Genomic DNA, 21,688 nt, shown 5'->3' with positions numbered 1-21,688 from the left:
GGGGTGTCAGATGGCAAGGTCATGGGCGTACCTCTTGGGCGTAAAAGAGGCATTCGAACGACAGGCAGGGTGGGTCCGGGACGATCTTTTTGGACATGGTGCGACTCCTTGCAACGCTTCCGAAATGTCACTCCGTGCCCATACGCCAATATGGGTGGACGGAGCCGTGCGGGTTGGCGTTGCCGGTCGGAGTCCGGTGAGCCCGAAGGCTCCCACACACGGCTCCGCCCATAACGGGTACAGCCTTGCGGGACACGGCGCTCGTACGTGAGCGGTGTCCAATTTCCGACAACGGGACGCCAATCCCGTGCCGCAGAATCTACTGCGGTGCCGCACGGTACTCAAGTACCGCTCAAGTGTCAAAAGCGCCCAGCGTGCCGCACCGGTCATCACAGCTGTTTACGAACATTTGTCCAATGCCCACTGATATTTTTGTCAGTTGTGGCAACCCCGTATTGGGTCTGAAATGCCCCCTGGCCTCGATGTATGGCAACGACCATCCTCACCCGTCAGGGAGCATGCCCGCATGACCGAACAATCTACTACCGCGCATACTTACGCCAAGCTATTCCCTGAACAATTGTCCAACCCGTGCAGCCCCGATGCTCCCGAATCGAACACCGGGCACATCGCTTATCTGCATGCGCTCTACCAGAAAGCCATTGAAATTGAGAACACCAGCACCAAGACCGACCGCCTGACGCTTGCGCAACGTCGCCCGGATATCGGCGCCCTGCTGCTCGACCCCAGCAAGCTGGAGCAACCCGTCAGCGCTCTGACCCTGGCCATTCGCGTCCTCACCCATCACGCCCAGGAACGTTCCGGGCCAACGGCTTACTTGCCCGAAACCCTGGCAAGCGCGGGCCAGTATGCCCAACTGCCGTTCAACTATGCCCACGAGCAGGCCAAGGCCGTGCTCTCGCACAAAAAAATCCCGCCGTTCGAACTGCTGCTGCAGACGCAGCACAGCTACCCCAGCTTCTGCTACGAAGGGTTGTGCAGCGATGAGTTGCGCCAGGTCATGCGTAACGCCAGCGGCTTCAGCCCCGCCTTGCAAGCGTTGCTACTAGAAGAAAAGCCCCTGCGCGCGTCCGGCAACGGATGGCGTCAGTGGTACGGCATGGCCGATATCGACGCTAAAAAGGCCATCGCATCGTTGCTCGATGTAGAAACATTCGGCCGCCGAACCGGGCTGAGTTTCGAGCAGATCCTGGAAATGCTGGCCGTGGCCGGGATCGATGACAACACTGCAGCCAGCTACAGCCTGGTGCACAGATCCAATGCTTACCGTCCCACCGGCAAGCCTGTGCTGAACAATTTCCATCACGGCGCGGCCTACATCAATGCGCGTCGAAAAACGCCACTCACGATCAAGGATGCCTTGGCCGGTGCGGGTATCAAACCGCAGTTTGACTGGATGGATTACGACTGCCTGTCGCGTATGTATCAGATGATCCACCTGCAACGGGCGCTGGCGCTACCTTTCAAGGACGTCGACCTGCTGTTGATGTCGATCCTGCGTGCCGAAGGTCAGGTCGGCAACTGGCATTTGTCGCCGTCCACTATCCGTGCCATGGGCGTTTTCCGCTACCTGAACGAAGTTTACGGTATCAGCGCCGAACAGTTCGCCGCCCTGGTGTGCGAAATCAACCCGTTCGGGGTTGGCGAGCAAGCACCGATGCTGGACCGGATACTCGATGGCCCAGGTGCAGGCCAGCTCGACACACCCAACCCACTGATCCTCGACGACCGCGCATTCGACCCGGCCGACGGCGAGGATGGCCAGTTCAAGGTCGTACCAGCGCTGGCCAAGGCATTGGGCGTGGATGAGCAGGCGACACAGGTGTATCTGGCGCAGGTCAAACAGGCGCAAGGGCTGAAGACGCTCACTGTCTCCCTGTCGCTGATCAGTGCGCTGTATCGCCTTGGCCGTTTGCATCGCCTGTTCAAGCGTTCCGCCCGGGAGGCAAGTGCGCTGGTCGAGCTGTTGGCAACGACAGGCACCGATGTGGTCGCCCAGTTGGCGAGCACGCCGCTGATCAGCGTTGTCTCAGGTACCAGCGATGTGCTCGACATTCTGGTCGCACTTGGCAACCTCGACCAGTGGCTGCATCAACAGCAGATTTTGCCCAGTGTTCTGCTAACGACGTTGGCGCCAGTACCTGCAGCGGAGATAGCGGTGGGCAGCTCGTTGCAGAGTGCCCTCCAGACGCATGGCGAATCTATCAGGAAAGCTCTGCTCCCTGAGGCGACTGAAAGCGATCAGCAAGAGGCGGCAGCAAACTTGTTGATGGTCGTTTTTAGCAATCAGCGGACTCAGCTCGACCTCAGCCTGCCACATATGACGGCACTGCTGGACTGGCCCGGTACGACAGCGACACAGCTGCTGAATGCAGCGATAACGATCCTCGATCAGGACAGCAAGACCAAGGCCGCTGACCGGTGGGAATCAAGCCTGGTGTGGTCCAAAGCCGAGCGCCGCTGCGCTCTTGTTGGCCTGCTGCGTGTAAGCCCCGGTGTGTTAAGGGCACTTTGTGACCATCCGGAATGGTTCGACTTGGAAAAGACCCCGGACGAGGCCCTTAATCTCGATCTGTGCTATCAGCTCAGTCGCTTCCGGGTTTGGGTCGAGGTGAGCAGGGCCAATGGCGCCGATGAACGTGACGTCATCGATTATCTGACCAAACACCGCTTCTCCACGGATCCGGAAAAAATCGCCCAAGCGTCCAAGGCATTAGGCACCTTGTTAGGGTGGGATGAGCGTGAAGTGGAAGAGGCCTGCCCGAGCATTATGAAAGTAGGCGTGGTAGAAGACGCAAGGCCGACCTTTGACGACTTCCTGGAAACGCTCTCCGAAGCAGAACGGGGCCACTACAATTACATCGGAATCAAGTCCGCCTTAAGGCAATTTGTAGTGCGCTACGTGGGGTACAATTCCTACGCTAAATTTCAAGGCTTTGTGGACAAGTTAAATGCATTTCTCAAGCAAAATCCTGGGCCGCTGCTACTTACTCAGGAACAGTACAACAAAGCATATAAACCTGATGAATGGCGAAAGTCGTGGGAAAGTAAAGAAACAGATACTTCAGCTGCCTACTTGCCAATTGCAATGGAAGCACTCGCCGACCGGCCTGGAACGGTCAATCGTCTGGTCGGAACGCCGTGCGTGCCCTGCACCATCAGCGACATCGACTCCATCCTGCGGCTGAAACGGCTCTGCGAGAAAACCGGCTTGGCCTGCAACTCGCTGCTGAGCCTCAGCGAGCTCGACGAGACCTCGCCATACCGGGAGTACGAGGGTGCCAGCCAACTGCTGATGGCCAGCATCGATGACGCGCTACGCGAAGTAGTAGACAAACAGATGCGTGAACGCTGGCGCGACGCACTGGCCGGCTACCTGATCTCGCATTGGGCAGCGCCTGAGCCTGATGCCCAGCCCGGCGTGACCTCCTTCGATGACCTGTCGAGTTATTGTCTGACCGATATCCGGGTCGCCAGCGAGGTCGCCACTACGCCGCTCAACCAGGCCATCGGCACCTTGCAGCACTACCTTTCACGGCTGTTTGCGCGGCTCGAACCCGGTTACGGCAATGCCAGCCCAGCCGGCGAGGCTCAGGCCGAATGGCAGAATGGGCTGGGGCAGTATCGCACCTGGAAACGCCTGATCGAGCGCGCCAACCACCCGGCCAACCTCATCTACTACGCCAACCGGACCAACAAGAGCGTGGCGTTTCAGGAACTGGAGGTGGCCCTCAACCAAGGCAAGATGGACACCTCGCTCCTGCACACCGCCATCTGCACCTACCTGGCCAAGTTCGAACGGGTCAGCAACCTGCAAGTCATCAGCGGTTACATGGATGGGCATGACCCCAAGCAGGACACCTATCACTTCATCGCCAAGACCAATACCACACCGCAGGAGTATTACTGGCGGACACTGGATATCAGCTTGCGTGACAACCAGAACCGGCTAAGCCCGCTTGCCTGGAGCGAATGGGAGAAAATCGATCTGGCACCGACGGGCGAAATCGCACAAAGCCAATCCGATGGGAAACTTCATGACACCGTCCGGCCGGTGGTCATCGCCGGGCGCCGTTATGTATTCTGGGTGGAGCGAGGCAGCACCGATTTACCGGACCGCGAAAAACAGAACCGGACCTTGCCTAACAAACGCAAGCTGTCAGTGAACTTCGTATTCCAACAGAGCGACGGTAGCTGGAGCACCAGCAATGAACTGTTCTGCCTGGATGGCTATAAAGAAGGACGGTGGGACGAAAACCGCGCAAAAAACCGGGATTTCATGCCGGGTTTGATCGTGGTCGTGCAAGAGTCCAGCAATCAGGATCTATGGTTGACTGCCGTCCTGTATGACAGCGCTCGAACAGTTACAAAAACCGATGGGCTCACCCGGGGCACGGACTATTACCTCGAAGCACGGGACCTCCTGCTGTTGGAAAACAAGGCGATCACCGATGAAGAGGCTGATACGCTCTTTACCTCACTGCTGGCCTCTTACAGTAATGCGCACGCGATACAGCACCCTTACGACGGCAGCCCCACACACTTGGTACTCACTACGTCAAAGACAAATAGAAAGCAGTTTGGTATTACTGCAAAATATACTTCACCCCAAAAGCATGAGATCGAGATAACTTTACAAGGGCCCATTGATCTTGAGAAAACCCCTAATATTTCAGAACCACTCTCTATGGACCTTCCTAAAATAAGCTATTCCGTAGAGATCTTCGCAGACGGCGAATCACTCCGCGGTAATTTTGCCCTCATACGCGGAGAGAATTGCTTCATACACAAAGACACTTATTCCCTAATATTAAAAATAGACGCAAAAACTTATAAAAAAATAGAAGTAAAACTCGACCACAGCCCCCGAAGCACATATAAAGAAGATGTAACGACCGCAACGTTTGAAGTACAGAACATCACCGACAATGACGAGCTCTGGACTATTTCGATTGCCTCGAATGCCAAGCAGGCACAGTACCTCGACCTTAGCCAGGTAGCGAAACTCGAACCGATCTGGCCAACGCATAAGATTCGCCTCAATACGCTGTTCGGTAAGAACCTCGTCTCACGCGCCAGCCAAGGGGTCGAGCAGGTGCTGGCGTGGGACACGCAGAAACTGCAAGAGCCGGGCCTGGAGTCCGACGAGCCGGTAGACATGGATTTCCACGGCGCCAACGCTCTGTATTTCCGTGAGCTGTTCCTGCATGTGCCCGCCCTGGTGGCCATGCGCCTGACCGAGCAACAACAGTTCGAAGAGGCAGAAGACTGGTACCTGCGTTACCTGTTCAACCCTTACCGGACCGAAGCTGATGCGCATGGCCGCCCCGCGCCTTGGGGTACCTGCCCCCTAGCCCAGGTCGGGACCTTGGGTTCAGCCCTGCGCAAGGGTGTCGACCCCATCAGCCGGGTGTTCACCCTGTCGCGTCACTACCAACAGGCGATCTACCTGTCGCTGCTGGAGAACTGGCAGTTGCAGGGCGACCACTTTTATCGCCAGCTCACCCTCAGCTCACTGAACCAGGCCTGGCTGTGCTACCAGCAGGCGCAGCAGCTGCTTGGCCCGCTACCAGCAGGTAGCAGTGCTTCGCGCTGGAACGTGGTGGCCTTGGCGTCGGTCGACGACGGCAACTTCCGCCGGCCAATCAATGGCCGGGTGCTTGACCTGCACCGAACCTTGCAAAGCCGCCTGTACAACCTGCGCAACGGCCTTACCCTGGATGGCAAAAAGCTTCCAGCGCTGGACTGGAGCAGCGAAAGTGTGGACGCTTTCGACAATGGGCAAGGCGGCGTGAGCAATCTGCCCATCCCCTACCGCAGTGGCCAGGTCGATATCCCGCACTACCGCTTCCGCCAATTGCTGCCCCTCGCCAAAGTAGCGGCGCAACAATTGTCGGATTTCGGCCGACACTACATGAGTTTGATGGAGGAAGAGTTCAACACCAGCCTGTCGGTGCAATTGAAAGCGCAGGATATCGGGATGGCCGAGTTCGCCATTCGCTTGCAAAGAGAAGCGGTTGCCAACATTGAGGCGAAGAAAAAAGGACTGCTGATCAGCCGCGATAAATTATCGGCGCAGGAAACGTATTTCAGCGACCTCATCGACGTCGGTCGATCCCTGGAAGAAGAGGCCGCCACCGCGCTCACGTGGACCGCCAATGCGACAACGCTGCTCGGCATTCCCTTCCAATACCTGGCTGGCGGTTTGGAAGTCGCGGTGCCTACCATTTACGGCATGGCGATTGGCGGCAACCAACCGGCAGCCCCCATGGCCAGAACCGCCCAGGCCTTGTCTGCCGCAGCCGAGGCTTCAAAAATGATCGCCGACGAGTTGACGGTGCAGGCAGGCTACAACCGCCGCGCAGCGGAGTGGGTATTTGCCAAAAGCCAGGTCGAATGGGATCTGAAGATCCTCAACCAACAACTGGCCGAAACCAACATCGAACTCAATGCCAGTACCATCGCCCTTGACCAGTGCCGACAGGACCTCGTCAACCTGAAGGAAGCCTACGTGTCCATGACTACCGGGTTTACCATCATTCCCGTCTATAACTGGCTGGTGGCACGCCAGGAGTCTATCTATGGGGCGGCCTACGATGCCGTACGCTCCCTGTGCATGGGGGTAGAGGCCGCCTGGCGCTATGAAATCGGTGACTACCGGCGCGACAGCTTCATCGATACGAGTGCCTGGCGCGACCAATACAAAGGCATGCTGGTGGGCGAATCGCTGCTCGTGAACCTGCAGCAGATGGAGAATGAGTACCTGGCCAGAAACGAGCGGCGATTGACGATCAAGAAGTCCTTCAGCCTCAAGAACCAACTGGACAGTGTTGCAACCAAGCCCGAAGAAAAGTGGGCCGGCATTTTCAAAAAGAACGCCAATCGCACTACTGCGCTGACCCACACATTCGAATTCAAGGCAGAGGATTTCGACAAAGGCTACCCGGGTCAGTACCTGCGCCAACTGAAATACGTGTCCGTCACGCTCGTCGCCAAGGCAGAGAAACAGGTGGAAGAGTTGTATGCAATCCTCAAGCAGACCGGTAGCGCTACGCTGCTTGAGGCCGACAAGGATGCGGCCCGCTCGTTCTACCCAGGCAAAGAAAGCGATGAAACGATAACGGCCGCGCGTGAGAACCCCAAACTGGTCATGCGCAACCCCCGCGAAAACCAGCAGATCGCGTTGTCGTCGACCGTGGCCGAAGATGGGCTTGGGTACGATGCAGGTACCTGGGTGTATGAGTTGATGTTCCACGATGGCCGTTATTTGCCGTTCGAAGGCACAGGCGCCATCTCACAATGGACGCTGGAGCTACTGGGCAACGAGGAACTGCTCAAGGACCTTTCGATCATCGACGACATACGGTTCAACATGGTGTACACGGCCAAGGCAGGTGACGACGCGTTCGTCAAGGAGATAGGAAAAATTCGCAAAGCAGCAAGCGCATCCGCAGTTCAGGACAAAAGCTGACGCGGTGATGGGATTGGGGCCGCTGTACGGCCCCAATCCTACGTACGCCAATATTTCAGGCGCCAAGCTCGACCGCCACGTCACACCTCGCATGCCCTTTCTAAAGCGAGCTTTTCGTGCGGCACAGCCATGGCGAAAACATCCAGGCTGAATGTGTGCGTGGTCTGGTATTCACTTAACGTGCAAACACCCCCTGCGAGACGCTGCCATGAGTTACAAAATACGCGATGCCCTGTCCAACGATGTGCAGGGCATCCTCGACATCTACAACGACGCAGTGCGCAACACCACGGCAATCTGGAACGAAAATCCGGTAGACCTGCCCAATCGCCAGGCCTGGTTCGAAGCACGGGCGCAACAGGGCTATCCGATCCTGGTAGCGGTCGACGACACGGGCGTGCTCGGTTACGCCTCGTTCGGCGACTGGCGCCCGTTCGAAGGCTTTCGCCTGACGGTTGAGCATTCGGTGTACATCCGCCACGACCAACGTGGCAAAGGCCTGGCGCCACGCCTGATGGCCGAACTGATCGAGCGGGCTCGCGCCTGTGGCAAGCATGTGATGGTGGCGGCCATCGAGAGCGGCAATGCCGCTTCGATTCGCCTGCATGAGCGTCTGGGGTTCGCCGTGACGGGGCAAATGGCCCAGGTCGGTGTGAAGTTCGGCCGCTGGCTCGACCTGACGCTCATGCAATTGCAACTGGATGAGGATGCCAACCCCGCACACTGACGCGCCCTCAACCGCGCAGTACGTCGGCCAGCTTTTTCTCGTACCAGCCCTGGGCAGGGTCCGTGCGCAGCGTGTAGTTGCTGTTGACGTAATTGCCCAGCACCTGCAGTACGCACTTGCCACCTTTGAAGTAGCACACGGCTGGGGCACTGGCGAGGCCATCGAACGTGTCGGGGTCGGCCATGGCCAGCTCCAGTGGCACCCTCAGGAAGGTGATCGCAGAGTTGGCATGCGCTGACCATTGCTTCATGTAGGCACTGACCGCCGGGCTGGCTCTGCCTGACACTTTATAGACTTCGATGACGACCACGCCTTGCTTGGAAATGGGCCCGGCGTAATCCTGTTTATCTTCGGCAATCTCGATGCTCATGGCGAAGCCCTCTTCGTCTGGTAAGACAGGTCAGGCTCGCACTATGGAAAACCGCCAACCATGCCGTCTACTGACAAAAATGTCGGTGTCAGTTTATTCACCGCTGCATGAAGCGCCCCAATTGCTGGCGCAGACGGGCGTTCTCGGTACGCAGTTGCCGTACCTCGTCGAGCAGTTCCAGCGCCAACGCCACGCCCTCCCATTCCAGCTGCAACTGCCGATGCAGCCTGACCGCCTGCCGAGCGCGCAGCGGCGCCTGATCGTCGAACAACCAGTCTTTCGGCGTTCGCCCCCGCGGCTCGACGATGCCGTGCTCGACGATCGCGATCACGTAGTCGGCGGGCACATCGGCCTCGCGGCAAAGGGTGTGCAGGTCCAGTTGCACGATCAGGCTGCTGCTCATGGTCACTTGCTCCAGTTGGCCCTCGGGTCGAAGGCGGCCTGTTCGGAAAGTTTGCTCCACAGTTCGCGCGCTTTCGCGTCGGACTGGCTGGGCATGACCACCTTGAGCTGCGCGTAGAGGTCGCCGCGCTCGCCCTGCTTGTTGGTCAGACCCATGCCCTTGACCCGCAGGCGCTGGCCGCTCTGGCTGTCGGGGCGGATGGTCAGGTTGATGCGCCCGGTCAGGGTCGGCACCGCGACCTTGGCACCCAGCGCGGCTTCCCAAGGCGCCAGAGGTACGGTGATGACCAGGTCGTGGCCTTCGACGTCGAACAGCGGGTGCGGCGCCAGGCGCAAGGTCAGGAACAGGTCGCCGTTGGCACCGCCGCCCAGGCCTGGAGCACCCTGGCCCTTGAGGCGGATGCGCTCGCCGTCGGTCACGCCGGCGGGAATCTTCACGTTCAGGGTCTTGGTGGTGAAGCCGGTGCGCTGGCCGGCCGCATTGCTCTGCGGCACCTGGAAGCTGATCTGCTTGGCGTCCTTGCTCAGGGTTTCTTCCAGGAAGATCGCCAGTTCCAGCTCCACGTCCTGCCCTCGGCGCCCGGCGCTGCGCTGCTGCTGTTGACCACGGCCGAAGGGGCTGCCACCACGGGCGCCGAACATCGAGCTGAAGAAATCGGAGAAATCGCCGTTGTCGAAGCCGCCGCCACCGCCGCCGCGATTCTCCCAGCCAGGGGGGGCCTGGAACGGCCGGCCATGCTGGCCACCGTATTTGCGGATCTCGTCGAATTCGGCCCGTTTCTGCGCATCGCCCAGCACTTCATAGGCCTCGTTGGCCTCTTTGAATTTGTCTTCGGCGCCGGGCTCCTTGCTGACATCGGGGTGGTACTTGCGCGCCAGCTTGCGGTAGGCGGCCTTGATGGCCTTGTCATCCGCGCTCGGCTCGACGCCCAATATCTTGTAGTAGTCTTTGAAGTCCATCCAAGGGTCACCAATGTGAAGTTACATGTTGCAACTGAAGATAAGGCCCAAGGATAGCCGTTCAAGGCCCGCTTGGGCGCTTCTTGCAACGGATGACCGGTCTTGATTTAGCTGCCGACTCGCATACACTGCGCGGCCGTTTTGCCTCCGGAAGCTTTTCTTCATGTCTGACCTCTCCCCGGCCCGCGCCTGCGGCATCGACTTCGGCACCTCCAATTCCACGGTCGGCTGGCACCGCCCGGGCGTCGATTCGCTGATCGCGCTGGAAGACGGCAAGATCACCCTGCCCTCGGTGGTGTTCTTCAACCTCGAAGAGCGCCGCCCGGTGTATGGCCGCCTGGCCCTGCACGAATACCTCGAAGGCTACGAAGGCCGGCTGATGCGCTCGCTGAAAAGCCTGCTCGGTTCCAAGCTGATCAAGCACGACACCAGCGTGCTGGGCACCGCGTTGCCGTTCAAGGACCTGCTGGGCATGTTCATCGGCGAACTCAAGCAGCGCGCCGAGGTCGAGGCGGGGCGCAGCTTCGAGCAGGTGGTGCTGGGCCGGCCGGTATTCTTCGTCGACGAAGACCCGGCCGCCGACCAGGAGGCCGAGGACACCTTGGCCGAGGTGGCGCGCAAGATCGGCTTCAAGGACGTGTCGTTCCAGTACGAGCCGATCGCCGCCGCCTTCGACTACGAAGCCAACATCGCGGGTGAGGAACTGGTGCTGATCGTCGACATCGGCGGCGGTACGTCCGACTTCAGCCTGATCCGCCTGTCGCCCGAGCGCCATCTGCTCGACGACCGCCACAGCGACATCCTCGCCACGGGCGGCGTGCACATCGGCGGCACCGACTTCGACAAGCAGTTGAGCCTGCAAGGCGTCATGCCGCTGTTCGGCTATGGCAGCCGCATGAAGAGCCAGGCGCTGATGCCGACCAGCTACCACCTCAACCTCGCCACGTGGCACACCATCAACGCGCTGTACTCGAAGAAGTCGCAACTGGCCCTGGGCAGCATGCGCTACGACATCGAAGACACGCTGGGCATCGACCGGCTGTTCAACCTGATCGAACAGCGCGCCGGGCACTGGCTGGCGATGGAAGTGGAAGCCAGCAAGATCGACCTGACCGAGCAGCCTTCGCGGCGCATCGACCTGAGCCGCGTCGAGCCGGAGCTGAGCGCCGAGCTGACCCGCGCGCTGTTCGAAAGCGCCATCGATGGGTTGCTCGAGCGGGTGCGCGGCAGCGTGCGCGAACTGCTGGCCAAGGCCGGGGTGAGCGAGCAGCAGGTGGACACGGTGTTCTTCACTGGTGGTTCCAGCGGCATTCCCGCGCTGCGCAACAGCGTGGCGGCCATGCTGCCCAACGCGCGGCATGTGGAGGGGAACATCTTCGGCAGCATCGGCAGCGGCCTGGCGATTGAGGCGCGCAAGCGCTATGGCACGGTTTGACCGCAGCGTTCGAGGGTGAGCGGCCGGGATTTGGGTTCATTCGCACGGGCGTGCGATGCGGTTGGCGACTTGAATACTGTGCAGTCCTTGTCACAACGCGTTGGGGCCAATAGGTCGGCGTCGCCGGCCATCGCGGCTGATCGGAACGCCGAACCGGCCGCTCCCACAGAGGAAACGTGTGTTGCTCAGGTACGCACAGACGTGTGGGAGCGGCTTCAGCCGCGATGGGCCGCACAGCGGCCCCAGTAGGCCGCCTTTTCATCGACGGACATGACGCTTGCTGTGGCGCGGCGAACGGCCATACCCAGGCTTATCGCGGTTGCAGGCGATAGCCGCGTTCTTGCAGACAGGCGCCCAGCGCCTGCTGGTAGACCTGCCAGACCGACTGGGCGGGGGCATAGGGCGCATTGACGGGGTCGAAGCCGGATTGGCCGACGGCCCATTGATAACACTGGGCGCCGTCCTGCTGTTGCTGCTGTGGGCCTTGCCCGTACAGCGGCTCAACGTCGATGGCCGGAGCGGCACCCGCTGACGGCTGCGACGGAAGGCTTGGCATGGGCTGGGGCGCTTGGCCTGGCATGGGCCGCGGCGCCGGCGCGGTCTGCGGCTGCATCGCCGCCGGGTCGACCACCCGATACTGGCCGATGTCCGGCAGATACTGGTAATAGGTGCCGGCCACGATGAACAGCGGCTGCCCGTTCAGCCATACCTCCTGGGCATAGTCCGGCAGCCCGTCGACCTGCAAGCCGTAGGGTGGGGTGACGACCATATAGGCATTGCCGTACGGCCGATACCAGTACCCGCCCGAATAGAAGTAGTCCTGCCCGTGGTAGGGAATCTTCCAGTGTCGTTCGGCGAAACCGTCGATGCGCTGCCCAGGCCGCAACTGCGGGCCGCCGCCCCAGCCGTTGCCCTGCCCATGAGGCCGCCCCGGCCAATCGCCGCCGGGGCGCTGGCCAGGACCGCCGGCTTGCCAGGGGTCATAGTCGCCCTCACGACGGGGGATGTCGCGGTAAAAGCCGGGGCGTGCCGGCTGGGTCTGCCAGACTTCGTCACGGGAATTGAGCGGCGAATGGCCCGGCGGGTTCTGCGCGGCGGCGCCTTCATTCAGCCCGGCTGCCGGCGACGGTCCTTCGGCTGGTAGAGGCGCGGCCAGCACAGGCGCAGTCAGTCCCATGCACATCACACCCACACACGCCCACCGAGCGAAACCTGACTTCATCGCACCACCCTCGACCGACATTGGCATCAACACCGTCGAGTCTACCCGCACCCTGCCCCCGGGCGGTAAATCGCGCTCATTAAAAAAGGGAGGCCGCTGGGGCCTCCCTCTCGAATGGTCGTCCGTGCTCGACGTGGATAACGTCGGCTCACCTCACCCGGTCTTCTGGACTGGGTGTAGCCCGGGGGCCTGGCGGATCCGGTGGGATGGCCTGGCCGCGAGCGCCTGTCTGAGGCGCCTCGCCGTGGACTGTTGTCCGGGCAGTGATTCTGTTGATAACGATAGAGCAAGCGGCCCGACATAAGATTGCGAATATTGCTGACTCAAATACTGCTTGCGCAATTTTTAACTCTGATTCGATAATTCGCCGCAATCTGCATAGACAAGGCCTTGAACATGAGCAAACTCGACCGCTACGACCTGAACATCCTCGAAGAACTGCAGCGCGACGCACGCATTTCCAATCAGGAACTGGCCGAACGCATCGGCCTGTCGCCCTCGCCTTGCTCGCGAAGGGTCAAGCAGCTCGAAGACGACGGCTACATTTCCCGTCAGGTGGCCCTGCTCGATCGCAAGAAACTGGGTTTGAGCCTTACCGCCTACGTGCTGATCGGCATGGACCGGCACACCCCCGAGCGCTTCGAAAGCTTCGAAGCGGTGATCCGCAGCCTGCCGCAGGTGCTCGAATGCAGCCTGGTGACGGGCATGGACGCCGACTACCAGCTCAAGGTCGTGGTGCCCGACATGGACCACTACCAGAAACTGCTGCTCGGCAGCCTGACCCGTATCGAAGGCGTCACCAGCGTGCGTTCGAGCTTCGTGCTCAACCAGGTACTGGCCAGCACCGAGATGCCGCTGACCCACCTGCGCTGAATGCCAGCGACCGGTGGGCTATGCTCGCCGTGCGAATCGACCTTGAAGGAGCGCAGCGATGGACCCGGCGGTGTTCGAAGAGTGGATGATGATCGGCCTGGTCAGCGCGCTGGTCGGCTTCATGGGTTTCATCGTCTGGGACCTGGCAAAAAAGTCCAAGGCCGGACGCCTGGGCACGCTGATCCTGTTTTTCGTACTGGGCCTGGGCGTGATGGCGTTCGTCGTCAAGACGGTTGCGGTGGCGTTGATCGAAGGCGTGTGACGCAGCGACAAGCCACGCAATATGCCTAGCGCGGCACCGGCACCTCGCGCCATGCGCCTGGCTCCAACCCGTCCAGGGTCCAATCGCCGATCCTCACCCGCACCAGGCGCAGCGTCGGCAGCCCGACCGCCGCCGTCATGCGCCGTACCTGGCGGTTGCGCCCCTCGCGGATGACCAGTTCCAACCAACAGGTCGGCACGCTCTTGCGAAAGCGCACGGGCGGTGTGCGCGGCCACAGCGCCGGCTCGTCGAGCGCGCGCGCTTCGGCCGGCAAGGTGGGGCCGTCGTTGAGCACGACGCCTTCACGCAACTGCTGCAACTGCGCCTCGCTGACCTCGCCCTCGACTTGTACCCAGTAGGTTTTCGCCAGTTTGTGCTTGGGGTCGGCGATGCGCGCCTGCAAGCGCCCGTCGTTGGTCAGCAGCAGCAGGCCTTCGCTGTCGCGGTCTAGCCGCCCGGCCGGGTAGATGCCGGGCATGTCGACGAAGTCCTTGAGCGTGGCGCGTCCTTCGCCGTCGCTGAACTGCGTCAGCACGTCGAAGGGTTTGTTCAGCAGGACCAGCCGCGGCTCGGCCGGTGGCGCCTTGGGCGGGCGCCGTGTCGCGGCGGGCCGCGCCGAGGGACGGCGCGGGGTGGAACGGGATGGCGGGGGCATGCAACCTCAGCGGAACGGCGGCTCGTCGAAACTGCGCAGTTTACGCGAGTGCAGCGCGTTCAGCTCGGTGCGCAGCAGGTCCAGGGCGGCGATGCCGATCTTCAGGTGCTGGCTTACGGCACGGTTGTAGAAGGCATTGGCCGAGCCCGGCAGCTTGATCTCGCTGTGCAGCGGCTTGTCGGACACGCACAGCAAGGTGCCGTAGGGCACCCGCAGGCGGTAGCCCTGGGCGGCGATGGTGCCGCTTTCCATGTCGACCGCCACGGCCCGCGACAGGTTGATCAACGGTCGTTCCTGGGCCCAGCGCAGCTCCCAGTTGCGGTCGTCGTAGGTCAGCACGGTGCCGGTGCGCAGGCGTTTCTTGAGCTCGTCGCCGCGCTCGCCGGTGACGTGTGCCGCAGCCTCCTGCAAGGCCAGTTGCACCTCGGCCAGGGCCGGAATCGGAATGTTCGGCGGCACCACGCGGTCGAGAATGCCGTCGCGGCGCATGTAGGCATGGGCCAGCACGTAGTCGCCGATGGTCTGCGACTGGCGCAGGCCGCCGCAGTGGCCGATCATCAGCCAGCAGTGCGGGCGCAGTACGGCCAGGTGGTCGGTGATGTTCTTGGCGTTGGACGGACCGACGCCGATGTTGACCAGGGTGATGCCGTCGCCGTCGGCGGCGATCAAGTGATAGGCCGGCATCTGGTAGCGGTGCCAGACCACGCTGGCGACCAAGGCCTGGGTCTGCACTTCGTCCATGGCCTTGTCGACGATCACGTTGCCGGGCAGTACCAGGCGCACGAAGCGCGGGTCTTCGCGCAGCTTTTCCAGGCCGTGGGCGATGAACTGGTCGACGTAGCGGTGGTAGTTGGTCAGCAGGATCCACGGCTGCACGTGGCGCCAGTCGCTGCCGGTGTAGTGCACCAGGCGGCGCAGGGAAAAGTCCACGCGGGTGGCGTCGAACAACGCCAGCGGCAGAGCCTCGGCGTTGCCCCAGTCCCACTGGCCGTCGGCGATGTCGTCGGTGGCGGCGGACAGGTCGGTGCTGGGGAACACCCGCGCCAGGGCAGCGGCGGTGATGCCGCTGCCAGCCAGTTCGTCGCCCTGGTCGACCACGTAGGGGTAGGGAATGCTCTGCTCGCTCATGCCCACTTCGACGGTGACGGTGTAGTCGTTCATCAGCGGCTGCAACTGGTCGAGCAGGTAGCCGCGGAAGGCCTCGGGCTGGGTCACGGTGACGCTGTAGACGCCATCGACCTGGACCTTGGCGTAGGCCCGCGTGGTGGCCGCCACCTCGCCCTGGCTGGCGTAGGTCAGGCGGATGGCCGGGTAACGGTACAGCGCCCGCTCGGCGGCGGTCGGTTCGGTACGGTCCTTGAGGTAGCGCTTGAGGGCCTGGCTGAGGGCCCCGGTGGCCTGTTGGTGCAAGGCCGCCAGACGGTCGACGGCCTGTTCGGGGGTATCTACGACTTCAAACGCGTGGCTCACACTGTGCTTCCTGTCTGGGACATGCAGGCAGCCATCTTGCCTCGGTTGCGCCGGAAATACACCCCCGGGCATGTGCCAAGATTTGGTATGCCAGGCGTGGCATTGGCGCCACCCGTACCGCGCCGTCGAAGGCCTGCCCATACGCCGTAAACGTGCGCGCTGACGATCCGGCAACTGTCGGCCAATCCTTGAGCCTGCGTCTCGTCGCGCGTTTCGGGCAACGGCCTGGCAGGCACGACCAAAGCGATGCGCCTGCTCGGTGGGCGCACCCGACACGCTCGTCATACAAACCCGTGCCGGCCGCTTCGCGCCAGGCGGTTTGGTGTTAAGCTCGCCGACCATGAATATCTACAGCTCCCGCCCTGTTGTCCTCTGTCTCTCCGGCCACGACCCCAGTGGCGGCGCCGGCTTGCAGGCAGACATCGAAGCCCTGCTGGCGCAAGGTTGCCATGCGGCCCCGGCCGTGACTGCGCTGACCGTGCAGGACACCGTCAACGTCACCGATTTCCGCGTGCTCGACCGCGAATGGGTGCTGGCCCAGGCCAACGCCGTGCTGGCCGACTCCGAAGTGGCCGCGGTCAAGCTCGGCATGCTCGGCTCCGTCGAGATGGTCGACACCGTCGCCGAACTGCTCGCTGCCCATCCGCACCTGCCCATGGTCTGCGACCCGGTGCTGCGCGCCGGCGGCGGCGGCCGTCTGGGCAAGGACGAAGTCGGCTATGCGCTGCGCGAGCGCCTGCTGCCGCTGGCCCTGATCGCCACGCCGAACCTGCCCGAAGCGCGCATCCTTGCCGAGCTACCCGAAGGCAGCGCCGACGAGTGCGCCGAAGTGTTGCTGCCGTTCTGCCGCAATCTCCTGATCACTGGCGGGCATGGCGACGAAGCGCAGATCCACAACCGCCTGTATCGCCGCGACGACGCGACGCTGACCTGGATCTGCGAGCGCCTGCCGGGCAGCTACCACGGGTCGGGCTGCACCCTGGCCAGCGCCCTCGCCGGCCGCCTGGCCCAGGGTGAGCGACTGCACAGCGCAGTGCCCAGCGCCCTCGACTACACCTGGCGCACCCTGCGCGACGCCGAGCAGCTAGGCCGCGGCCAGTTCGTGCCGCGCCGTCTGCCCCTGGATTTCTGTTCCTGAACAGCACGAGGTCTGCCATGGCCCTACGCGGTCTCTACGCCATCACCGATAGCCACCTGCTGGCCGGGCGCCTGCTGCCGTATGTCGAGGCGGCGCTCGACGGTGGCGTGTGCCTGTTGCAGTACCGCGACAAGAGCGACGACGCCGGCCGCCGCATGAAGGAAGCCGAGTCCTTGCTGCGCTTGTGCGAGCGCTACGGCACGCAGTTGATCATCAACGACGACGCCGAACTGGCCGCGCGTCTGGGCGTCGGTGTGCACCTGGGGCAGACCGACGGCCCGCTGAATCCCGCGCGGGCGCTGCTCGGGCCCAAAGCGGTGGTCGGCGCCACCTGCCATGCCAGCCTGGCGCTGGCCGCCCAGGCCGCCGCCGAAGGCGCCAGCTACGTGGCCTTCGGCCGCTTCTTCAATTCCGTCACCAAGCCCGGCGCACCAGCAGCGAGCCTCGACCTGCTGGCCCAGGCCCGCGCCGCGGTCAAGCTGCCCATCGCCGCGATCGGTGGCATCACCCTCGACAACGCCGCCCCGCTGGTCGCCCATGGCGCCGACCTGCTGGCGGTGATCCACGGCTTGTTCGGTGCCGACAGCGCGCAGGATGTCACCCGCCGCGCCCGCGCCTTCAACGCCCTGTTCGTTTCCTGATTCAAGAGAGTTCACCCATGTCCCGTTCCGAAGACCTGTTCGCCCAAGCCCAGAAACACATTCCCGGTGGCGTCAACTCGCCGGTACGCGCCTTCCGCAGCGTGGGCGGCACGCCGCTGTTCTTCAAGCACGCCGAAGGCGCCTACGTGATCGACGAGGACGACAAACGCTATGTCGACTACGTCGGCTCCTGGGGCCCGATGATCCTCGGCCACGGCCACCCGGACGTACTGGAGTCGGTACGCAAGCAGTTGCAGCACGGGTTGTCGTACGGCGCGCCGACGGCGATGGAAACCGAGATGGCCGACCTGGTCTGCTCGATCGTGCCGTCGATGGAGATGGTGCGCATGGTCAGCTCCGGCACCGAAGCCACCATGAGCGCCATTCGCCTGGCCCGTGGCTACACCGGGCGCGATGCGATCATCAAGTTCGAAGGCTGCTATCACGGCCACTCCGACAGCCTGTTGGTGAAAGCCGGTTCCGGCCTGCTGACCTCGGGCGTGCCGAGTTCGGCGGGCGTGCCGGCCGACTTCGCCAAGCACACCCTGACCCTGCCCTTCAACGACCTGGCCGAAGTCGAGAAGACCCTGGCCGAAGTGGGCCAGACCGTGGCCTGCATCATCGTCGAACCGGTGGCCGGCAACATGAACTGCGTACCGCCCGCACCGGGCTTCCTCGAAGGCTTGCGCGAGCAGTGCGACAAGCACGGCGTGGTGCTGATCTTCGACGAAGTGATGACCGGTTTCCGCGTCTCGCTCGGCGGTGCCCAGGGCCACTATGGCGTCACCCCGGACCTTTCGACCTTCGGCAAGATCGTCGGCGGCGGCATGCCGGTCGGTTGCTTCGGCGGCAAGCGCGCGATCATGGAATGCATCGCCCCGCTGGGCCCGGTCTACCAGGCCGGCACCTTGTCGGGTAACCCGTTGGCCATGGCGGCGGGACTGACCACGTTGCGCCTGATCAGCCGCGAAGGCTTCCACACTGAACTCGCGGCCTACACCAGCCGCATGCTCGATGGCCTGCAGGAACGTGCCGATGCGGCGGGCATTCCGTTCGTGACCACCCAGGCGGGCGGCATGTTCGGCCTGTACTTCAGCGGCGCCGATGACATCGTCACCTTCGACGACGTCATGGCCAGCGATGCGCAGCGCTTCAAACGGTTCTTCCACCTGATGCTCGAGGGCGGCGTGTACCTGGCGCCGAGCGCGTTCGAGGCCGGTTTCACCTCCATCGCCCATGGTGACGCCGAGCTGCAGATCACACTGGATGCTGCCGAGCGCGCGTTCGCGAAGCTCAAATAAGTAGACCGCAAGACGGCGGGGACGCCACTTCGCGTCCCCGTTATAGAATTTCGCGTAAATCTTTGTAAGGTTTGCCTCGCTTATCCCATAATGTGCCACCAGAGACATTGGCCGTAGCTTTGCAGAGGTAAGTCTATCCCCATGAACCGCACCGGCCGCGCCCTGACCCTGGGGTGCCTGTTGCTCACCACGCCCCTGCTGTCGCTGGCAGAGGAAGGCAACTCGTTGCTGATCCCAGCCACGGGCCGCTGCACGCTCAACACCCAGCCCCAAGACCTCAAGCAGGCGCTACACACCTGCGAGCGCCTGGCCGAAGCCGGCGAGGCCGAGGCGCAGTACGAACTGGGCGAGTACTTCTACACCCAGTCCCCGCAACAACTGCAAAAGGCCCTCGACTGGTTCCAGAAGGCCTCGCTGCAAGGCCACGCCCAGGCCCAGTATCGGCTTGGCGGCATGTTCTTCCAGGGTGAAGGGGTCAAGGCCAACCACGTACAAGCCTACATTCTGCTGAAGATGGCAGCGGTCAACGGCGCCGAAGATGCGCTGGACATGGCCGACGAGGTCACCGAACAGATGCCGCGCGAAGAGCTGGAGCATGCCACGCAGGTGCTGGGGCAGATCTTCCGCAAATACCTCTTGGAACTGCAGACCGCCGAAGGGCGCTCGCCGTTCGCGCCCCTGCCTTGAGTCAGCCCTAGCGCTCCGGCGCCGGCATCGGGAACGGCATGACGTTGCCCGAGCCCTTGGCTTCGCTGATCTTCGCCGTACCCAGACGCTCCACTTCGTCGATGCGCACGATCGACTGCATGGGAACGAAACTGCGGATCACCCCCTCGAACTGAGCCTTGAGCTTTTCTTCGCCTGGATCGACCACCAGCTGGCTGCGCTCGCCGAAGACGATTTCCTCGATTTCCAGGAAACCCCACAGGTCGCTCTGGAAGATCTGCTTGGCATACAGTTCGAAGACCTGGCCCTGGTTGAGGAAGATCACTTTGTAGATGGCAGGTTCGGGCTTGCTCATGGTCGATTAGGAAAGTACAGGCGGAAAAAGGGCCGGCATCATAGCAGAGCCACGCCCCCGCGGATTGGCCGCTGGGCAGTATTGCCAATGCCAGCAAGGCTTTACCGCCGTTACCCGGATCGCCAGCCGGGACGGGGATCGCCTTTCACCGACCCTTGATCGTTTCAGTGCTTTCGTCGCTGTCATTCAAGGGTTATTCTTCAGCCACATCCATTGCCGTCGAGCGGCCAAAAACCACCTTGAACGCACCCACGCCTCCCCATCGTTTCCTCCTCGAGCCTTTCGAGGCCCATCGGTTCGCCAACTTGAGCGGCCAGTTCGACGAGCACCTGCGGCTGATCGAACAACGTCTGGGCATCGAAATCCGCAACCGCGGCAATCAGTTCGAACTGATTGGCGAAGCCAAAGCCACCTCCAACGCCGAACAGTTGCTGCGCCGCCTCTACCGCGAGGCGAAGGTCACCGAACTGTCCCCTGAAATCGTCCACTTGTATCTGCAGGAGTCCTCGGTGGAACACATCGACAACCCGGCCGTGAACGAGGTCAGCGTTTCCCTGCGCACGCGCAAAGGCCCTATCCGTCCGCGTGGGGTCAATCAACAGCGCTACGTGCAGAAGATTCTCGCCAACGACATCAACTTCGGTGTCGGCCCGGCCGGTACCGGCAAGACCTACCTGGCCGTTGCCTGTGCGGTCGACGCGCTGGAGCGCGAACAGGTGCGGCGCATCCTGCTGGTGCGCCCGGCGGTCGAAGCGGGCGAAAAGCTCGGCTTCCTGCCCGGCGACCTGGCGCAGAAGATCGACCCATACCTGCGTCCGTTGTACGACGCCTTGTACGAGATGCTCGGCTTCGAGCACGTAGCCAAGCTGATCGAGCGCCAGGTGATCGAGATCGCCCCGCTGGCGTACATGCGCGGTCGCACCTTGAACAACAGCTTCATCATCCTCGACGAGAGCCAGAACACCACGCTCGAGCAGATGAAGATGTTCCTCACCCGCATCGGCTTCGGCTCCACGGCGGTGATCACCGGCGACATCACCCAGGTCGACCTGCCGCGCGGCACCAAGTCCGGCCTGGCGCACGTGATCAACGTGCTCAAGGACGTCGAAGGCATCAGCTTCACTCATTTCGAGCCCAAGGACGTGGTGCGCCACCCGCTGGTGCAACGCATCGTCGAAGCCTACGACCGCTTCGAAGCCCTGCAAGCCGCCGAGGCGCCTGGCAAAGATGCTTGAACTCGATCTACAGCGGGCCTCCAGCGCGGCGGCCCCGGACGACGCCGACTTGCGCCGCTGGTGCGAACTGGCGCTGCGCCAGCGCAGCGCCGACTCCGAGCTGACCATCCGCCTGGTCGACGAAGCCGAAGGCCGCGAGCTGAACCACACCTGGCGGCACAAGGACTACGCCACCAACGTGCTGTCCTTCCCCGCCGACGTGCCCGACGAACTGCTCGATATTCCGCTGCTGGGCGACCTGGTGATCTGCATCCCGGTGGTCGAGCGCGAAGCCCGCGAGCAAGGCAAGGCGCTCGACGCGCACTGGGCGCATCTGGTGATCCACGGTTGCCTGCACCTGCTCGGCTACGACCACATCGACGATGAGGAAGCCGAGGAGATGGAAGCCCTGGAACGCACGCTACTGGCGGAGCTGGGCCACCCCGACCCCTACGCCGACGACGACCACTCACACACCGACCACTGCAAGGAACACGAGTAACCG

Annotated in this window: 18 protein-coding genes; 11 read left to right on the top strand and 7 right to left on the bottom strand. The window is 62.4% G+C overall.

Annotation, left to right across the window (positions count from 1 at the left end; genetic code table 11):
- Nucleotides 1–466: 466 nt before the first annotated feature.
- Together ACSMEV_RS06115 and ACSMEV_RS06110 are read left to right on the top strand one after the other, a co-directional pair.
- On the top strand, nt 467–7,492 hold the full coding sequence (locus tag ACSMEV_RS06115; RefSeq protein WP_459207642.1) for a Tc toxin subunit A-related protein: 7,026 nt from the start codon (nt 467–469) through the stop codon (nt 7,490–7,492).
- 208 nt (nt 7,493–7,700) lie between these two features.
- Nucleotides 7,701–8,219, top strand: coding sequence for a GNAT family N-acetyltransferase (locus ACSMEV_RS06110; protein WP_459207641.1), 519 nt, complete (start codon nt 7,701–7,703; stop codon nt 8,217–8,219).
- A 7-nt stretch (nt 8,220–8,226) separates the two neighbouring features.
- Here the strand turns inward: ACSMEV_RS06110 and ACSMEV_RS06105 are convergent, their stop codons facing one another.
- The 3 genes from ACSMEV_RS06105 to cbpA form a co-directional block, all read right to left on the bottom strand.
- Nucleotides 8,227–8,589: a hypothetical protein gene (locus ACSMEV_RS06105; protein ID WP_459207640.1), complete on the bottom strand. Its 363-nt coding sequence runs from the start codon at nt 8,587–8,589 to the stop codon at nt 8,227–8,229.
- Between the two features lie 97 nt (nt 8,590–8,686).
- Nucleotides 8,687–8,992, bottom strand: coding sequence for a chaperone modulator CbpM (locus ACSMEV_RS06100; protein WP_459207639.1), 306 nt, complete (start codon nt 8,990–8,992; stop codon nt 8,687–8,689).
- A 2-nt stretch (nt 8,993–8,994) separates the two neighbouring features.
- Nucleotides 8,995–9,951 (bottom strand): curved DNA-binding protein, encoded by a 957-nt coding sequence (cbpA, locus tag ACSMEV_RS06095; RefSeq protein ID WP_459207638.1) that lies wholly within the window; start codon nt 9,949–9,951, stop codon nt 8,995–8,997.
- 163 nt (nt 9,952–10,114) lie between these two features.
- Here cbpA and ACSMEV_RS06090 point away from each other — a divergent pair, with 163 nt between their 5' ends.
- Nucleotides 10,115–11,386, top strand: a complete 1,272-nt coding sequence (locus ACSMEV_RS06090; RefSeq protein WP_459207637.1) for an Hsp70 family protein — start codon at nt 10,115–10,117, stop codon at nt 11,384–11,386.
- 310 nt (nt 11,387–11,696) lie between these two features.
- Here ACSMEV_RS06090 and ACSMEV_RS06085 read toward each other — a convergent pair whose 3' ends face one another.
- The gene (locus ACSMEV_RS06085; RefSeq protein WP_459207636.1) at nt 11,697–12,608 is read right to left on the bottom strand and encodes a DUF6515 family protein; all 912 of its coding nucleotides are present in this window, start codon (nt 12,606–12,608) and stop codon (nt 11,697–11,699) included.
- A 396-nt stretch (nt 12,609–13,004) separates the two neighbouring features.
- On the opposite strand from ACSMEV_RS06085, the gene ACSMEV_RS06080 reads away from it, so the two are divergent.
- Together ACSMEV_RS06080 and ACSMEV_RS06075 are read left to right on the top strand one after the other, a co-directional pair.
- Nucleotides 13,005–13,481 carry an Lrp/AsnC family transcriptional regulator gene (locus tag ACSMEV_RS06080; RefSeq protein ID WP_296269314.1) on the top strand — a complete coding sequence of 159 codons (477 nt, stop codon included), beginning with the start codon at nt 13,005–13,007 and terminating at the stop codon, nt 13,479–13,481.
- Nucleotides 13,482–13,539: 58 nt separating this feature from the next.
- Nucleotides 13,540–13,743 carry a DUF2788 domain-containing protein gene (locus ACSMEV_RS06075; RefSeq protein WP_314494292.1) on the top strand — a complete coding sequence of 68 codons (204 nt, stop codon included), beginning with the start codon at nt 13,540–13,542 and terminating at the stop codon, nt 13,741–13,743.
- 25 nt (nt 13,744–13,768) lie between these two features.
- Here ACSMEV_RS06075 and ACSMEV_RS06070 read toward each other — a convergent pair whose 3' ends face one another.
- Together ACSMEV_RS06070 and amn are read right to left on the bottom strand one after the other, a co-directional pair.
- Nucleotides 13,769–14,398, bottom strand: a complete 630-nt coding sequence (locus tag ACSMEV_RS06070) for a pseudouridine synthase (protein ID WP_459207635.1) — start codon at nt 14,396–14,398, stop codon at nt 13,769–13,771.
- Nucleotides 14,399–14,404: 6 nt separating this feature from the next.
- Nucleotides 14,405–15,868 carry an AMP nucleosidase gene (gene amn, locus ACSMEV_RS06065; RefSeq protein ID WP_459207634.1) on the bottom strand — a complete coding sequence of 488 codons (1,464 nt, stop codon included), beginning with the start codon at nt 15,866–15,868 and terminating at the stop codon, nt 14,405–14,407.
- A gap of 340 nt (nt 15,869–16,208) precedes the next feature.
- Between amn and ACSMEV_RS06060 the strand changes: the two genes are divergently transcribed.
- The 4 genes from ACSMEV_RS06060 (at nt 16,209) to ACSMEV_RS06045 (ending at nt 19,635) form a co-directional block, all read left to right on the top strand.
- The gene (locus tag ACSMEV_RS06060) at nt 16,209–17,006 is read left to right on the top strand and encodes a hydroxymethylpyrimidine/phosphomethylpyrimidine kinase (protein ID WP_459207633.1); all 798 of its coding nucleotides are present in this window, start codon (nt 16,209–16,211) and stop codon (nt 17,004–17,006) included.
- Nucleotides 17,007–17,023: 17 nt separating this feature from the next.
- Nucleotides 17,024–17,647, top strand: coding sequence for a thiamine phosphate synthase (gene thiE, locus ACSMEV_RS06055; protein ID WP_459207632.1), 624 nt, complete (start codon nt 17,024–17,026; stop codon nt 17,645–17,647).
- A 17-nt stretch (nt 17,648–17,664) separates the two neighbouring features.
- Nucleotides 17,665–18,948 carry a glutamate-1-semialdehyde 2,1-aminomutase gene (gene hemL / locus ACSMEV_RS06050; RefSeq protein ID WP_459207631.1) on the top strand — a complete coding sequence of 428 codons (1,284 nt, stop codon included), beginning with the start codon at nt 17,665–17,667 and terminating at the stop codon, nt 18,946–18,948.
- 141 nt (nt 18,949–19,089) lie between these two features.
- Nucleotides 19,090–19,635: a tetratricopeptide repeat protein gene (locus ACSMEV_RS06045; protein WP_459207630.1), complete on the top strand. Its 546-nt coding sequence runs from the start codon at nt 19,090–19,092 to the stop codon at nt 19,633–19,635.
- Nucleotides 19,636–19,642: 7 nt separating this feature from the next.
- Here ACSMEV_RS06045 and ACSMEV_RS06040 read toward each other — a convergent pair whose 3' ends face one another.
- Nucleotides 19,643–19,969 carry a DUF1820 family protein gene (locus ACSMEV_RS06040; RefSeq protein ID WP_313740780.1) on the bottom strand — a complete coding sequence of 109 codons (327 nt, stop codon included), beginning with the start codon at nt 19,967–19,969 and terminating at the stop codon, nt 19,643–19,645.
- A 239-nt stretch (nt 19,970–20,208) separates the two neighbouring features.
- Between ACSMEV_RS06040 and ACSMEV_RS06035 the strand changes: the two genes are divergently transcribed.
- Complete coding sequence (locus ACSMEV_RS06035; RefSeq protein ID WP_459207629.1) at nt 20,209–21,204, top strand: PhoH family protein; 996 nt, start codon at nt 20,209–20,211, stop codon at nt 21,202–21,204.
- A complete protein-coding gene (gene ybeY / locus ACSMEV_RS06030; RefSeq protein WP_459207628.1) occupies nt 21,197–21,685 on the top strand; it encodes an rRNA maturation RNase YbeY in 489 nt (162 codons plus the stop codon). Before ACSMEV_RS06035 ends, ybeY begins: the two co-directional genes overlap by 8 nt.
- The last annotated feature ends 3 nt before the right edge of the window (nt 21,686–21,688 follow it).

The sequence above is a fragment of the Pseudomonas sp. MLB6B genome (assembly GCF_054508135.1).
This window is presented reverse-complemented; position numbering and strand designations above follow the sequence as displayed.